The organism is Lactobacillus sp. XV31L, from assembly GCF_059900865.1.
Map to the genome: position 1 here is coordinate 25619 of NZ_JBWXGC010000003.1, position 14267 is coordinate 39885.

General features: G+C 42.3%; 16 protein-coding genes. 10 read left to right on the forward strand and 6 right to left on the reverse strand.

Annotated features, from left to right (window positions below):
• The first annotated feature begins 120 nt into the window (after nucleotides 1-120).
• The 5 genes from AC2JF7_RS02665 (at nucleotide 121) to AC2JF7_RS02685 (ending at nucleotide 3903) form a co-directional block, all read left to right on the forward strand.
• A complete protein-coding gene (locus AC2JF7_RS02665; RefSeq protein ID WP_500726831.1) occupies nucleotides 121-486 on the forward strand; it encodes a GntR family transcriptional regulator in 366 nt (121 codons plus the stop codon).
• Nucleotides 486-1193, forward strand: coding sequence for an ABC transporter ATP-binding protein (locus AC2JF7_RS02670; RefSeq protein WP_500726833.1), 708 nt, complete (start codon nucleotides 486-488; stop codon nucleotides 1191-1193). The genes AC2JF7_RS02665 and AC2JF7_RS02670 overlap by 1 nt, the downstream gene beginning before the upstream one ends.
• Nucleotides 1193-2038, forward strand: a complete 846-nt coding sequence (locus AC2JF7_RS02675) for a hypothetical protein (protein ID WP_500726835.1) — start codon at nucleotides 1193-1195, stop codon at nucleotides 2036-2038. The genes AC2JF7_RS02670 and AC2JF7_RS02675 overlap by 1 nt, the downstream gene beginning before the upstream one ends.
• Nucleotides 2039-2089: 51 nt before the next feature.
• Nucleotides 2090-2935, forward strand: a complete 846-nt coding sequence (locus AC2JF7_RS02680; RefSeq protein WP_500726837.1) for a hypothetical protein — start codon at nucleotides 2090-2092, stop codon at nucleotides 2933-2935.
• A gap of 110 nt (nucleotides 2936-3045) precedes the next feature.
• A complete protein-coding gene (locus tag AC2JF7_RS02685) occupies nucleotides 3046-3903 on the forward strand; it encodes a hypothetical protein (protein ID WP_500726839.1) in 858 nt (285 codons plus the stop codon).
• A 53-nt stretch (nucleotides 3904-3956) separates the two neighbouring features.
• Here AC2JF7_RS02685 and AC2JF7_RS02690 read toward each other — a convergent pair whose 3' ends face one another.
• Both AC2JF7_RS02690 and lepB read right to left on the reverse strand, forming a co-directional pair.
• Complete coding sequence (locus AC2JF7_RS02690; RefSeq protein WP_500726842.1) at nucleotides 3957-4148, reverse strand: LBP_cg2779 family protein; 192 nt, start codon at nucleotides 4146-4148, stop codon at nucleotides 3957-3959.
• Nucleotides 4149-4209: 61 nt separating this feature from the next.
• Nucleotides 4210-4785, reverse strand: a complete 576-nt coding sequence (lepB, locus tag AC2JF7_RS02695; protein WP_500726844.1) for a signal peptidase I — start codon at nucleotides 4783-4785, stop codon at nucleotides 4210-4212.
• A gap of 84 nt (nucleotides 4786-4869) precedes the next feature.
• Between lepB and AC2JF7_RS02700 the strand changes: the two genes are divergently transcribed.
• From AC2JF7_RS02700 to AC2JF7_RS02720, 5 genes are read left to right on the forward strand one after another with little or no spacing between them, the layout of a single operon-like run.
• On the forward strand, nucleotides 4870-5622 hold the full coding sequence (locus tag AC2JF7_RS02700) for an SAM-dependent methyltransferase (RefSeq protein WP_500726846.1): 753 nt from the start codon (nucleotides 4870-4872) through the stop codon (nucleotides 5620-5622).
• Nucleotides 5612-6577 (forward strand): hypothetical protein, encoded by a 966-nt coding sequence (locus tag AC2JF7_RS02705; RefSeq protein ID WP_500726848.1) that lies wholly within the window; start codon nucleotides 5612-5614, stop codon nucleotides 6575-6577. The genes AC2JF7_RS02700 and AC2JF7_RS02705 overlap by 11 nt, the downstream gene beginning before the upstream one ends.
• Entirely contained in the window at nucleotides 6570-7961 is a 1392-nt protein-coding gene (locus AC2JF7_RS02710) for an RsmB/NOP family class I SAM-dependent RNA methyltransferase (protein WP_500726851.1), read from the forward strand. The genes AC2JF7_RS02705 and AC2JF7_RS02710 overlap by 8 nt, the downstream gene beginning before the upstream one ends.
• Before the next feature lie 10 nt (nucleotides 7962-7971).
• Nucleotides 7972-8760 (forward strand): HAD family hydrolase, encoded by a 789-nt coding sequence (locus AC2JF7_RS02715; protein ID WP_500726853.1) that lies wholly within the window; start codon nucleotides 7972-7974, stop codon nucleotides 8758-8760.
• A gap of 29 nt (nucleotides 8761-8789) precedes the next feature.
• A complete protein-coding gene (locus AC2JF7_RS02720) occupies nucleotides 8790-9980 on the forward strand; it encodes an MFS transporter (RefSeq protein WP_500726855.1) in 1191 nt (396 codons plus the stop codon).
• Between the two features lie 208 nt (nucleotides 9981-10188).
• Here the strand turns inward: AC2JF7_RS02720 and fni are convergent, their stop codons facing one another.
• The 4 genes from fni to mvk are packed head-to-tail and all read right to left on the reverse strand — an operon-like array spanning nucleotide 10189 to nucleotide 14201.
• On the reverse strand, nucleotides 10189-11205 hold the full coding sequence (gene fni / locus AC2JF7_RS02725) for a type 2 isopentenyl-diphosphate Delta-isomerase (protein ID WP_500726857.1): 1017 nt from the start codon (nucleotides 11203-11205) through the stop codon (nucleotides 10189-10191).
• A gap of 10 nt (nucleotides 11206-11215) precedes the next feature.
• Nucleotides 11216-12298, reverse strand: a complete 1083-nt coding sequence (locus tag AC2JF7_RS02730; protein WP_500726859.1) for a phosphomevalonate kinase — start codon at nucleotides 12296-12298, stop codon at nucleotides 11216-11218.
• 35 nt (nucleotides 12299-12333) lie between these two features.
• Entirely contained in the window at nucleotides 12334-13293 is a 960-nt protein-coding gene (gene mvaD / locus AC2JF7_RS02735; protein WP_500726861.1) for a diphosphomevalonate decarboxylase, read from the reverse strand.
• On the reverse strand, nucleotides 13293-14201 hold the full coding sequence (mvk, locus tag AC2JF7_RS02740; RefSeq protein WP_500726863.1) for a mevalonate kinase: 909 nt from the start codon (nucleotides 14199-14201) through the stop codon (nucleotides 13293-13295). The genes mvaD and mvk overlap by 1 nt, the downstream gene beginning before the upstream one ends.
• Between the last annotated feature and the right edge of the window lie 66 nt (nucleotides 14202-14267).

A 14267-nucleotide genomic window follows, 5' to 3' on the forward strand; every position in this document is an offset into this window, starting at 1 on the left:
GAAGAATTAGGCATGCTTATTTTATTTGAATATAAAAAATAAAAAGATTGCACTAGAGGCTGGGATGCGTTATTATTATTGTGTATTAGAGATATAATACAGTAAAAGGATGGTGAACTTGTGGAATTCAAGGATAACATTCCCATTTATCTGCAGATCGAGCAGTATCTTTACCGGCAAATCGTTACTGGCAAGTTGCAACCCGGTAAAAAGATCCCTTCAGTTCGTGAATTAGCGCTACAATTGACAGTTAACGTTAATACGGTTCAAAGGGCGCTCCAACAGATGAATGTGGAGGGAATTTTATATACAAAACGGGGCGAGGGCAACTTCGTTACCGAAGATACAAAATTACTGGCCAAGACCAAGCAGGGTCTAATCGACGAAGAGTTGGCCAAGTTCGTTCAGAGCATGAGTGCCCTGGGCGTTACGGATGAACAAATCCAGACAATTTTAGCAAAATATTTGAAGCAGGAGAATGAATAATGGCAGATCTTTTAGAAATTAAGGGCTTAACCTATAAGAAGAATCAGAAAACGATCTTAAAGGATATTGATTTAACCTTGAAACCAGGCAGGATTGTGGCCTTGCTAGGCGAAAATGGAGCTGGTAAGACTACCCTTATGCGGATTATTGCTGCCATGGCCAAGAACTACCATGGCAGTGTTGCAGTTAGTGGCTTAACTGGCGAAGCAGAGCGCAAGGCACACCTATCCTTTACCGATGGACTAACTGGCTTTAAAGATTCAACTAAAATCAAGAGTATTGTTAATTTTTACGAGGTTATCTACCAGGACTTTGACAAGGAAGAATTTGATCAACTGCGTCAGTTCATGAAGTTAGATGAAGAAATGCGGCTTTCACACATGTCTAAGGGGATGCGGGAAAAGCTGGTCATTGCTCTAACTTTTGCTAGAAAGGCGGACCTCTACTTGCTTGACGAGCCGTTTTCAGGGATTGATGCGATGGCACGGCGTAAGATTATCAATTCAATCATTATGTGGAAGGAAGAGAATGCCACTATTTTGATTTCTGACCACTTCGTCAACGAGATAGCTTCAATGCTGGATGAGGTAGTTATTATCAAGGGCAATACGATTTATGCGCATAAGTCCACGGAAGAAATCCGGGCAGAGAATATGAGCGTTGAGGACTACTATGAGGGTCTCTACCAAAAGGAGAGTGAAGAATAGTGGCTATTTTCAACCATCTATTCGCTGAACTATTTAAGACCAAGTCCAAGAAGGCGTACTCATGGCTGCTTGTCCAATTAGTGGCAGCAGTAGCAATTATTGTCCTTTCTTATTTCGGTAGTGGTTCACTAGAAGTATACGTCGAAGAAACGCGCTTTACTAGCTTTTTCCCTGTTCTCTTAACCGTTTTTGCCACGCTTTCCTTGTTCTTTATCCCAGTTTTTTATATTATCACTTGCATTGCAAATGAGCGGATTGACCGCAGTCAAAGCTTTCGTTTAGTGCCCATCAGGGACAGTTTCTTCTACCTGGACAATGTTTTGAGCTCATTTTTCGCCTTTGCTTATTATGCAATCATGAATGTTATAGGAATTGCCTTGCTTTTTGCTGCATCTTTCATACTGAATGGCCATTTTCAACAGATAGTCAGGCATGAAATCAGCGCTTTTCAATTGGCGCTCCAGCATATGAATCTTGATCACGAGATAATTAGCTACTTGCTTGAGGGCTTTTTGCTCCTAGTTGCAATTGGATTCTTATTTTACTTCTTGGTCAGTTTCCTGAACCTTTCTAGCAGTGCAATTGTTGACTTTCTTCCAAATGTATCTGGCCAGTTTGCTTTAAAAATAGTCCGAGGAACTATAATAATCTTTATTGCCTGGTTTATCGTCAAGGCGAAAGACCTTATCCTTTTTATTGTCTTTTCACCGTTTGACTATATTTTCAGCACCGGCAATAACCACTTACTAGAAGCATTAATTCTTGTGCTGGTAGTCGATATAGTTCTTTTGCTGATTAACACCGTTTTAATCAGCAAGTTCTTTGAAGCACAAGAGAAGAGATAATTTTCATTCAGTGACCTTTTTAAGCAAATATATGAAGTAGGAGTATTAATAATGGAAATTTTTAATCGTTTATTTACCGAATTCTTTAAATTAAAGACTAAGCGGGTTTACACTATGTTGCTCGTTCAATTAGTGGGAGCAGTGGCAGTGGTATTGCTTTCCTTTGTCGACCGGGGGCCTGACCGCATCTATGCTGCTAGCACCCCCGTTGCCAGTTTCTTTTCAGGCGTATTGATCACATTTTATGGGCTTTCATTTGTATTTACCTATGCCTTTTTCATGCTTACCTGCGTGGAAAATGAACGTTTCAACCGCAGCCAAACTTTAAGATTAACGCCAATCAGCGACGGTTACTACTATATTGACAACATTCTGAGTTCCTTTGTAGTGATGTTCTACTATATTATTTTGACGGTCTTGACAGCGACTGTTTTGACTGGAATTAATTACTTAGTTAATGATTCATTCCGCCAGGACATGCAGCATGTTTTTAATACCATCAAGAATTCTGAAGCCATACCAAGCGAAGCCTTTGCCAATCTTTTAGGCATACTCATGCTAGTCATCTTGGCCACTTTCCTGGTTTACTTCTTAATTAGTTTTTTAAACTTTTCTAGTCGGGCGATTTTGGACTTTCTGCCTGGAACTTCAAGCCAGGCAGCACTTCGAGCAATTCGATTCATTTTAATTATCCTCATTGCCTGGATCTTGATTAAGTCAGCTGATTTTGTTATTCCCATCATTTCTTCACCGTTGCAATTTTTACTAGGAACAGGGCATAACAACGGTCAAAACATTGGTCTTTCTATTATTATCATGCTAGCAATCGACCTGCTGTTCTTATTTGTTAACATCTTCTTGATCAGCAACTTATTTGAAGCCCATGAAAAACAATAATTCTATTTGGGAAGAAAGTAAGATTTGAAAAGCAGGTAAAAAACAAGATGAGGAAGAAGGAGACCCCCAGTCCAAACTGGTGTGATCATTTTTAGAAGGAGAATGAAGAGATGGCTATTTTCAATCGTTTATTTACCGAATTGGTTAAGTTGAAGAGTAAAAAGGCATACGTCATGGCGTTGGTCCAACTTGTTGCTGTGGTGGTATTCAGCATCTTTACCTTCGACAACAAGGGGTATCTTATGCATACACCCAGACATACATTTATTGGCAACATTGACTTGACTTACTTTTTTTCGGGGCTGCTTGCAATTTACCTGATTTTTTCCCTTGTCTTTATCTTTATTTTTTATATGCTTACGTGCATTGAAAATGAGCGCATCAACCGCAATCAGACTTGGCGCTTAACTCCAATTAGCGATGCTTATTTTTATTTGGACAATGTTTTGACTTCAGTTGCAGCAACATTCTTTTATGTGTTTTTAAACCTTGTAACTTCGATTCTTTTATATGGCATTACACTGCTGCTTGATAATAGCTTTCGTACTGGCCTGGGCGATATTTTTAGCGCTATTAGGCGCTATGGCATACCAGGTGAAGCAATCGTCAACTTTTTGGGCATGCTAGTGCTGCTTGTTTTAACAGCTGGACTAATTTACTTCATAATTAGTTTTTTAAACTTTTCCAGTCAAGCGATTTTAGACTTTTTGCCTGATTTTTCTAGCCAAGCAATAATCAAGTCGATTCACTTGTTCCTGATTATTCTGATAGCTTGGATCTTGATTAGAGCATATAATTATGTAATGACCATTATTGCTTCGCCCATTGACTTTTTCCTGGGCAATGGCAGCAATACTAGCCAAGAAATCGGCATTTCAATCCTGATTATGCTGGCACTTGATTTAGTCTTCTTATTGGTTAACACTTTCTTATTCAGTAAGTTCTTTGAAGGTCAAGAAAAGAAGTAATTTTGTCAAACAAAAAAGGGCACTCATTATTGAGTGCCCTTTTTATGCAGTAATTAGCGACTGGCCGCCAAGTAATCATAAAGTTGGTTGACTTCTTCAGGCGTAAATTCTCCCTCACCAATCTTCATGGCATGGATTTTTTCGAGTGACAGGTGACAGGCAAAGGCCAGATCCGTGTCAGTGACGTGATGTTTTACTTGATAATCAATGATTGCATCGGACAATTCTTCAGTTTGCTGGTTCATAATAAATTCTCCTTTACAATTATTTTAGTCGAAAGTCAGCCAAATGCAAAGGGCACCAAGGCTAAAAAAGCTGAATTCTATTCAATGGCCAGTACCTTAATGCAACTTTACCAACCAGGTTCTTCCGCTTAACCGGTCCAAAGATATGAGAGTCTTTGGAAATATCGCGGTGGTCACCCATCACATAGTAGTAGCCCTTGGGCACCTTACAGGTAAAGTTGCTGGTATAGGTTTGACCGGCATCGTGGTTTGCCTTCATGAAGTGGTTATTCAGGTAAGGCTCAGGGAAGAGCTTGCCATTAATATACATCTTGTCATTTTTTGATACCAGCTTGTCGCCCGGCAAGCCAATAATCCGCTTAATGTAGAGAGCACCGGGAGCGTCATTGGCTGCCTTAGGTGCCAGCAAAACGACGACGTCATTGCGTTTAGGGGTAAAGTGGCGAACCGAAATTAGCCGTTCACTGTTTTCAAACGTTGGCTGCATCGAGGGACCAGATACGTAATCATTCGATAATACATATGTGAATAAGAGGTAGAAGACGCCCAAGATGACCGCCATCATGACCACAACATCTAGTAAGAACTTGCCTAGACTTTCTTCTTCGTCTTGCTGTTTAATTGCTTTTTTAACCATAAAATATTCTCCTTTGTTCAATTACCCTTTATTATAACTGAAATCAGCGCTCATGAATGGTAAAATCATTATAGGTATTTGAGTATGACAAATTTTTTAGAAAAAATCAATCAATTAGACATTGAAATCAGCGACCAGCAAGTGCACAGGCAGGCGGCAGAAGTGGCCCAAGTCATTGCCGCTCTAGACCAGCAGCAAGTGATTTTGAAAGCACCTGAATCTCTGGGCTTCTTGCCAGACGAAGCAGAAGCTCTTTTAAAACGCATCGGATTAGAAAAGAAGGCAGCATTTACTGTAATCAACCAGCTTTTTAACAGCTTGCGCCAATACTTGTCCATCCACTATGGCATATGGTCATTGCCTAATCTAGCCACTGCACGGCTCATCAAGGATCAGCTCGGCATCAGCACCAGCTTGGAAATTATGGCTGGTAATGCACTCTGGTCCCAGGCTTTAAACGCAGCTGGCGTCACAGTAATAGCAACGGATTCACTAGAATGGTCTAAGACTTCCAAGACCGGCCAAAAGCCTCGGCTTCCGGTTCTCAACCTGGATGCACCGGCTGCAATTCGGCAATTTCCCACTGTGCAGCTGATTATCTGCTCCTGGGCGCCCAACTTTAATGAAAGCGATATGCAGGCAATTGCCGCTTGGCACAAATATAACCCCAATGCCCACTTGCTCTTTGTGGGTGAACGTAATGGGGCAACCAATTCGCCGACCTTTTGGCGCAAGCAGCATTTTCGTTCTGGCCAAGACTTGCAATGTATTAACCAGTCCTTTAGCAGTTTTGATTTTATTAAGGAACAGGTATTTGAGATAGAATATGAAATTTAAAAAAACAATTTTACTAGTGCTCGTCTTCTTGTCTTTACTCGGGCTTGGCACCATGTTGTCAAACCTGCAGTCGCGAGCTGCCGACCAGCTTTTAGAAGCATATGGCCTCAGCAATAACACCCGCTTTTTTACAGTACAAAATAAGCAGTCTGTTTCTTCATTTCTGCGCTATCTGCAAAAAAATTATTCCAAGAACAAAATTCAGATTCACCTAGCTCGCAAAGGTCAAGACAAACAGACCCTGATCTGGTCTAACCACAACGTAGTCAGTTTGCCGACAGAGTCTGGACGTTACTTTACAGCTGACGACTTTAAAGGGGTGGTATCTTTTGGGGTTTTAGGACTTAACGCAAAAGTTAAAACGTTAAAAACGCAAGGCAACCAGTATCTTGTATTAAAGGACCACTATTACACGGTTGTGGGCACGCTCAAGCACTACCGGCAAATGAAGCAAAACGGTTATTATCTGACTACCGGGCCCGAGCAGCCTACAGGACACTATCAACTGAAGGATTACAATATTATAATTGATGCTTCAAGCAGGGTAATCCGCCGGGTAGCCGCTCACTATCAGGCTAAAATCAAGACGCCATACTTTGTCAAAAGCCACCAAGTTCACCGGTTTTCAGTTGTTAGAGAGATTTTGCTAATGCTGTTTTTTATCATTTTTGCTATCATATGCACGATCTTTTTGGCACTGCTAGATTGGACAGTAGTCAAGCAGACCCACTTGAACGGGGGCCTTTTGCGCAATTGGCTGATTAATCACAGCGTCCGCATGATCCTAACCGAGTTTGGCTTGGCCCTTGCAGCATACTTCTTCTTATGCTGGCGTGCCTTTTTGTCCAATCCCCAGCATTTGCTAGGGCTGCTCTTGCTTGTCTGGCTCTTGCTTAATGGCACATATAGCTTTAGCATTTCATACTTGTCAAGAAAGGAAAAGCGCAATGCTTAAACTGCCAGCAGACTTTATTCAAAAATACCGTAAGTTATTGGGCGAAGACCAGGCGAAGGTGTTCTTTGCAGCCTTAACGGCCGAGCCCCAAAAAGCATTTCGAATCAACTCCTTGAAAAAAAGCAGTGTTTCTTATCCCTTGGATCAGCCTGTAGCAGACATTCCTAATGCATGGTACGGGAAAGTAGGGGGCCTTGACCCAGAGTCAGTCAGTGGAACCGTATACTCCCAAGATCCAGTTGCCATGTTTCCGGCTGCTATTGCTGGCGTCCAGCCTGGTGAGCGTGTGCTTGACCTCTGTGCTGCACCTGGTGGTAAAAGCACCGCACTAGGTGAGCAATTAAAGGGGAAGGGCGTCCTTGTGGCCAATGAAATATCACGAACGCGTGCCAAGGCTTTGCGTGAAAACCTTGAACGCTGGGGGATTACTAATGCGCTTATAACTAGTGAAAAGCCAGAAAAGTTAGCCCAGCACTTTTTGCACTTTTTTAATAAGATTGTTGTTGACGCTCCTTGCAGCGGGGAAGGGATGTTTCGCAAAAATGCTCAGGCAGCTGAATACTGGTCCCAAGACTACGTCTTGCTTTGCCAAAAACGTCAACAAGAGATACTGACTGCAGCCGTTAAAATGCTGCAAGCCGGCGGGGAATTGATTTATTCAACTTGCACCTTTGCACCTGAAGAAGACGAACAAGTGGTTGATTGGTTAATCGATGAGTTTGGCTTTCAAGTTATCCCGATTGCACCCGAAAAAGCCAAGGTTGACCACGGCCATCCTGATTGGGCTAGTGGCCGGCCAGACATGGTCAACACGCTTCGCTTTTGGCCCAATGACGGAATAGGTGAGGGACAGTTCGTTGCCAAGCTAAAGCTGCCTTCCTCATCCAGCACACCCTCGGCAATACCTCAGCCAAAGCAGCGCAAGCCAAAAAGGCCCAAAACTAGCACCTTGAGCAAGGATGAGGCTGCTTGGGTTGATTCCGTCTTAAGCCAATTTAACTGGCCTGTTTTACTGGCCAATTGGCGGCAGAACTGCCAAGTCAGTCAAGACCATGTTTTTATTCCAACTATTACCCCTGAAGAACTTCACTTCAAGGTGATTAACAATGGCTTGGAACTAGGCTTGCTAAAGAAAAAGCGGTTTGAACCGGGCCACCAGCTCGCACTGGTCTTGGGACAGGTGAAACAAAGTCGGGTAGTTGAACTAACGCAAGCGGAATATCTCAGCTATCTGCATGGAGAAAGTCTACACACATCAAGTGATTTGCGCGGTTTTGTTTTGGTAAGTTGTCGCAGTTTTATTTTTTCTTTTGGCAAGATTACCGGCAACGGCACCTTGAAGAATTTTTACCCTAAGGGCCTGCGCATATTAAAAAAGGATTGAGGAATTATTGATGATTAAACTAATTGCAACAGATATGGACGGCACATGGCTGACCGATCAAAAGACTTACGATGAAGAACTTTTTCTGCGCGAATTTCAGATAATGCAAGAACGCGGAATTAAGTTCGTGGTTGCCAGTGGCAACCAGTATGAAAATCTATATTCACGCTTCCCCCAAGTCGCTCGCAAGCTCTACTATGTCGCTGAAAATGGCGCTTTAGTAGCTCATGGCCGCCAAGTTATTCATGTAGACAGCCTTTCTGCTATAGACTGGCAAACCATCTTAGAGATAAGCAAGCACTATCGCGAACATGTGACCGTATCTGGTCTGGCTAGTGCTTACTGCTTGAATAATGTAGGCAGCGACTTCATTCAAGAGATGAAAAAATATTTCGAGAAATTGACTCCTGTTCCTGACTTTGACCACCTTGATGACCGGATTTTTAAGGCCACCTTTGAAGTGGCGGAAGAGAAAATGCCTCAAATGCTAGACCAACTGCAGGAAGACTACCCTCAAATTGGCTTTGTTGCAGGTTCCTCAACCTCAATTGATATGTCAACTAAGGGGATGAACAAGGCAGTCGGCCTCAAGTATTTAGCTGCAAAATTCAACATTAGTTCAAAAGAGATGGTGGCCTTTGGTGATAGCGGAAATGACGTGGGAATGCTCAACTATGTAGGCCGTAGCTATGCTACTGCAACTGCACTGCCAAGTGCTAAGAAGGCTGCAGACCGCGTAATTGGATCTAGCAATGACAGCGCTGTTCAAAAAGAAATTTGGCACTTGTTGACTAGTTAAGTGCTAACCCCCTCATTTAAGGAGGATGTATGTCTAAAAAAACCACAGCAAAACAAGTAGCAATCTTGTTTCTGCTATTTACGGCTAGTTTCACCTTATTCAGATCATCAATGTCAGGCATATTTTCATTATTCTATGCTAAAAGAGGCATTTCTCCTGCTAGTATTAGTTCAATAAAATCTTTCCAAAATATCGGTATCATGGTGGGATTGCTTCCGTCAGGTTATCTATCTGATAGGGTAGGAAGATTAAAGGTACTAAACCTGTCAGCAATAGTAATCAGTGGCAGTTTTCTGTTTTTGATATTTTTTAAAAGTGCTCTCTTTTTCTCATTAGCAGAATTTTTTTATGGGATAGGCTTAGCTTTAAATTCAGGCACACTCATTGCTTATGTGACTGATTTACAAGAAAAAAATAAAATTGAACCTGATAAAAAGCTAATGGGAATGCAGGTAATCGTTTTAAATTTAACAACACTGCTGGGCGGCAATATCGGAACTTGGCTGTTTAATATTAATGACTTTGCTCCCGTTTGGTTCTCAGTTATTGGATTAGCTGCATATCCAATTTTTGTATTCCTTTTGACCAAATATATGAGATTTTCTGATAACAAGGCCGTTAAATATAGAAAAGAACCAATTCTAGCAAGTTTTAAAAAGTTTTTGGTATTTTTTAAGAAGAAGAGCTTTTGGATTTTGCTTCTCTTAAATGTTGGTTATGATTGTGGAACACAGTTTATTCTTGTTTATTGGTCAATAATATACGTAGAGAAGCTTCAATTTAACCTGTCACTTGTCTACACTTTGTTTATGTGTGCAACACTTTTAGGGTCTGCACTATTCAATAAAATAGCAACCCTAATTACATCACGATTATTAATCGGTATTAGTACCTGCTGGATGATTATCATGCTCTTATTTAGTGGCATAATGACTAATAGAAATTTACTATTAATCTTATTCTTGTTAATAGAACTACTGATGGGCATAATGTCTGGTCAAATTAATTCTGCCAGCAGCATAGAAATATACGGAGAATCTAACAAATCAATGTTGCTGTCTACCGTTTCTTTCACGTCTGAAATTATCGTAAGCATAACATTATTCTTAAATAGCAATATCATGCAGTTAGCAGACAGCATGCGAATTATGTTTTTTGTTTCTGTAATTTATTTTTCGATTATGCTGCTGGCAATTCCCTTGCTTAAGAAAAATGATTAGTATGCATACTATCAATACAAGGGGCGCTAGTAGGCTTAGAAACTCTCTGGTTGTATAAAAAAACTGCGAATAGAATATTGTAGAAATCAAACTAAGATATCTATCAACAGAACTAAATAAAGACTGGTAAATCAACGCTGGTTACGGTGATTTACCAGTCTTTTTGCTTAGATGAGCACTTTTCAACGACTCATTTTTATTTGGAAAACTAGTTCAGCTGCTGCAAAATGTTTTGCAAAGGCAGGTCAAAGTACTTTTTAATGGCAGGCAAGTCCGCCAAATTTCTTTGACCATATATGGCCATGAGTCCAGCTAGTTCTTGCTGCCAATTTTTAATTAGGGCCAGCAAGTAGTCGGCATCATTTTGCTGCAAAGTCTGTAAAAAGACGTTGGAAATACCGACAAATTTTCCGCCCAGGCAAAGTCCCTTAAAGACGTCAAGCGGGTTGCGGACACCACCGGAAACGATAAAGTCAACCTGCTCGCGGGCAACTTCAACCGCGGAAATGACGGTCGGCAGGCCAATATCTTCCAAATAGGAAAGGTCGCTTTGATTGCGGGCATTTTCGATTTGGGCAAAGTTGGTTCCACCGCTGCCAGCAATATCAAAAAGGGTAAATCCCTCATGCTTGAGCAAGCGTACGCTTGCTCGATCCAGGCCAAAGCCCACCTCTTTGATAATGATCGGCACGGTGAGCACTTGCCGCAATTCTTGCAAATTGTCCAGCCAATAAAAGTTGCGTTCGCCTTCTGGCATCGCAATTTCCTGCACAGTATTCAAGTGAACCTGCAGTGCGTCTGCGTTTAGTTCTTGAACAATTTTCACTGCGTCTTGGGGAATGGTTTTGGCATTGATGTTGGCAATTATTATCCCGTTTGGGTTCTCCTCCCGGGTCACTAAAAAACTATCCAACTGGTCTTGTTCCTTAACTAAAATGCTGGCAGAACCTAGAGCAAGCCCAATATGAGATTGGGCGGCAATCTTTCCTAGTGCCTGGTTGACCGCATAAGATTTCTTGGAACCACCAGTCATTGCATTGATGAAGAAGGGGGCAGATACGACCTTGTCAAACATCTTGCTTTCAATTGTGTGCATGTCGACTTTTGCTTCTGGAAGTGCTGGCCGCATTAAGTGCAGTTGATCGAAGCTATTGGTCTTGTTCTGCTGGTAAAACTTTTGTGCTAAAGCCAGGTGGTCTTCCTTGCGTTCGGATCTAATTGACATGTCTTCTCCCTTATTGCTTTATCTGTGATTGGTGAACGTGAAAGTCCAATGGCATGATTCCGTTTCGCCGCCATTCCTTTTCTAGTGTTGCAACATCGGTAGCTTGGTCGGTAATCACAATGCCACAATCACCGTTGCCTGCACCAGAAGTTTTAGCGGCCCCGCCAAATGATTCAGCAATGTTGATTAGTTTAGATAGGCGAGGGATTTCAATTGCAATCTGATTAATCTCGGCAAAGTGCTGCAAGAGCTTTCGATTGGTGCGAATCTGCTTCTTAATTAACTTGATATCCTTCTTTTCAAAACCAGCCACCATCTGCAAAACGCATTGCCGGGACAGGCGAAGGAATTCTTTATACCTGCCATTTAGAGCTGCCTTGTTCGCATTAGTCTCATCAACAAGTCTTGAGGTTGACGCTGGTTTTTGGCTCCAGCCAATCATTAATTTTAAGCCAGCAGGTGGTACCAGCAATTGAATCTTAAGACCCGGCCAGGCTTGACTGACAACTGCCGACAAGGGCTTTTGTTCAAGCTCAGCTTTAAGCCAAGCCTTATCAAAGGTTTGGTAAGCCAGCCAGCCACCATAGACACTGGCTGCAATATCGCCAGCTGAACCATTGCCTTGAACGGAATAGTGGGAGATTGCAGACAGCTTGTAGACCAACTCATTGCTGCAGGGAACATGGTAAAAGTGCAAGATAGCCTTAACCGTTGCGACTGTAACCGCCGCACTTGAACCCAAACCGTATTTCTTGCCATCAGCTGAATCGAGGTCGGAATTTACATACAGGTCATATAATTGCATTTTGATTTTTTGCTCAATGCAGAAGCGTTCCGTATAAGATATTGCCGCCAAGATATATTCAAAGGGGTTGTCCCTGTTGTCAATTACCATCTTGGCACCCTGTCTGACCCAGTGTATTGAATCTTGGGAATATTGTTTTGAGTGGATTAAACCCGTGGTCGAATTTGTTTTAGTAATTGAAACCCGGATAAACTGGTTGACGGCAACCAAAATTGCAGGGCAATCTGGTTCCAAAACCGCATATTCACCAGCAATGTATAACTTTCCGGGTGCTTGTTCTGTTATCAAAAGAATTTAATCTCCTAATTCATTAATTACATTAACTAGTCCAGGTAGCTGATACCCGGACCAAAAGTTTGCATTACTATCTTAACATTCTCAAATTCTGATACAAAGTGCTTAGTAATTTCTTTGACATTTTTTAATTGACATAAGATTTTGACATTGGGCCCAGCATCAATTGTGTAGTAGCATTCAATTCCCATTGAGCGCAGTTTCTTAACCAAGTCAATTGCCCTTAAGGTGGCAGGTTCAAAATAGGTAAAGCCGGGGCAGGCTGTTAGGTTGACTGCATGCATCTCGCTTGCATTAAGTTCGGCCAGCTTACCTAGAACTGTGAAATCATTCTTTTTAATCGCAGCAATCATTGTCTTTAGCTCGTAGTCATTACGGGCCAACCAGGGCTTGAAGAAGGGTGAGATCTGAGCACTCTTCATCCCGCTAGTAGAGGACAAGTCCTTCGGCTGCTGATTCAGTTCAACTGCTAACAGGCACAGATCCATTTTGGGTTTTTCATCTAGGGGGTAGGCAAAAGAAGAAGCATCATCGTGTCCCTTCTGCCAGACTGCAAAGCCGCCATAAATAGACCGACAAGCTGAGCCCGAGCCCAGTCGGGCAAGGCGGGATAATTCCTGACGGTCAAGTGGCAGGTCATAATATGCACAAAAGGCCCCAGCCAGTGCCGCAAAGGCCGAGCTTGAAGAGGCTAAGCCTGCTGCAGTTGGAACGTGATTATGGGAGTCAACTGTTACGTTGCCTGTCAGTCCAAACTTCTTTTGCAATAAATTTAAGTATGAAAAAACGCGCTGCGCACTGGTCCCAGCTTCTTCATGACCATTCAGGAAAAAATGCTTTGTCTGACTCTGATAAATCCTGGTATCGGTATAAAACTGGTCCAGCGTCATCGATAAACTAGACATCAAGGGCAGGCGAAGATGCGCATCTGCCTTACCCCAATACTTGATTAATGCAATATTTGCGTGCGCTCGAACAGTCTTCTCCATTAGATCTCCTCAATCCAGCTGTTAACAGCTATCTTTCTGCTTTTAGCAGCAATTTTGTCTGCCGTTTGTCGGTCAGGACACAAGGCAATGACAATGCCACCCAAGCCGCTGCCTGACAGCTTAAAGCCCAAAGCATTATTTGCCAGTGCAATCCTTTCCAAGTCATCAATTTTAGTCGTGGACAGGGCAAAAGAATGTAAAATTTCTTGTGCTTGCGTAAAAATATGTCCAACTTGCTCTTGGTCCTGCTTGAGCCAAGCTTCTTTAGTTTGATCTGCCAATTGCCCCAAGCGTTCAACACGAGACCGTGCTGCAGCCGACTCTTGCATTTGCTGGTGCACTTGCTTTACGGCTACTTTGGTGCTACCCAATTGCCCCGTGTCCATGATTAAGAGAGTGGCATTCAACCTGGCACTAAGTGTTTTGGGGCCCATTTTTTGATTAAAGAAAACAAGGTGGTCAGAGTTTACCGTGGCTGCATCGAGACCTGATGCCTTGCCATGGTTAATTGTTTCAGCAGCATTGGTAATGGCAGCTACTTCTTTTTTGCTTAGTTTCAAGTGAAAGTATTGGTCCATGGCCTTAATCGTAGCAAGAGCTACTGTCGCGCTAGAGCCAAAACCGCGCTTGGTGGGAATTTCACCAGTATACGTGATCTTAAGCGCAGGCGCAGCCGGGACCTTTGCCAGCATAGTCTTGACTACATACTTCAGTCCATCATATTCACTGGGAGCAGCAAAAAAGGGCCCCTGGTAGCGTGCCGTTCGCATCCACATTCTTGTATACGGTTCAACAGCAGCTTTAATATGAAGCGACATGATTGGCATTGCCAGCGCATCATAGCCATATACGACCGCATGCTCGCCAATCAAGATAACTTTACCATGTGCCAAATAAGAGCATTTCATTTTATTTAAGATCCTTAATGTTTGTCAAAAAATTGTTGTCCTATGCTAAAATATGTAGCAGAGGAG

Coding starts and splice junctions, on each gene's coding strand:
- fni (WP_500726857.1), bottom strand. CDS start 11,205: ATGTCAATTAGATCCGAACGCAAGGAAGACCACCTGGCTTTAGCACAA.
- lepB (WP_500726844.1), bottom strand. CDS start 4,785: ATGGTTAAAAAAGCAATTAAACAGCAAGACGAAGAAGAAAGTCTAGGC.
- AC2JF7_RS02720 (WP_500726855.1), top strand. CDS start 8,790: ATGTCTAAAAAAACCACAGCAAAACAAGTAGCAATCTTGTTTCTGCTA.
- AC2JF7_RS02680 (WP_500726837.1), top strand. CDS start 2,090: ATGGAAATTTTTAATCGTTTATTTACCGAATTCTTTAAATTAAAGACT.
- AC2JF7_RS02690 (WP_500726842.1), bottom strand. CDS start 4,148: ATGAACCAGCAAACTGAAGAATTGTCCGATGCAATCATTGATTATCAA.
- AC2JF7_RS02685 (WP_500726839.1), top strand. CDS start 3,046: ATGGCTATTTTCAATCGTTTATTTACCGAATTGGTTAAGTTGAAGAGT.
- AC2JF7_RS02700 (WP_500726846.1), top strand. CDS start 4,870: ATGACAAATTTTTTAGAAAAAATCAATCAATTAGACATTGAAATCAGC.
- AC2JF7_RS02705 (WP_500726848.1), top strand. CDS start 5,612: ATGAAATTTAAAAAAACAATTTTACTAGTGCTCGTCTTCTTGTCTTTA.
- AC2JF7_RS02715 (WP_500726853.1), top strand. CDS start 7,972: ATGATTAAACTAATTGCAACAGATATGGACGGCACATGGCTGACCGAT.
- mvaD (WP_500726861.1), bottom strand. CDS start 13,293: ATGGAGAAGACTGTTCGAGCGCACGCAAATATTGCATTAATCAAGTAT.
- mvk (WP_500726863.1), bottom strand. CDS start 14,201: ATGAAATGCTCTTATTTGGCACATGGTAAAGTTATCTTGATTGGCGAG.
- AC2JF7_RS02670 (WP_500726833.1), top strand. CDS start 486: ATGGCAGATCTTTTAGAAATTAAGGGCTTAACCTATAAGAAGAATCAG.
- AC2JF7_RS02710 (WP_500726851.1), top strand. CDS start 6,570: ATGCTTAAACTGCCAGCAGACTTTATTCAAAAATACCGTAAGTTATTG.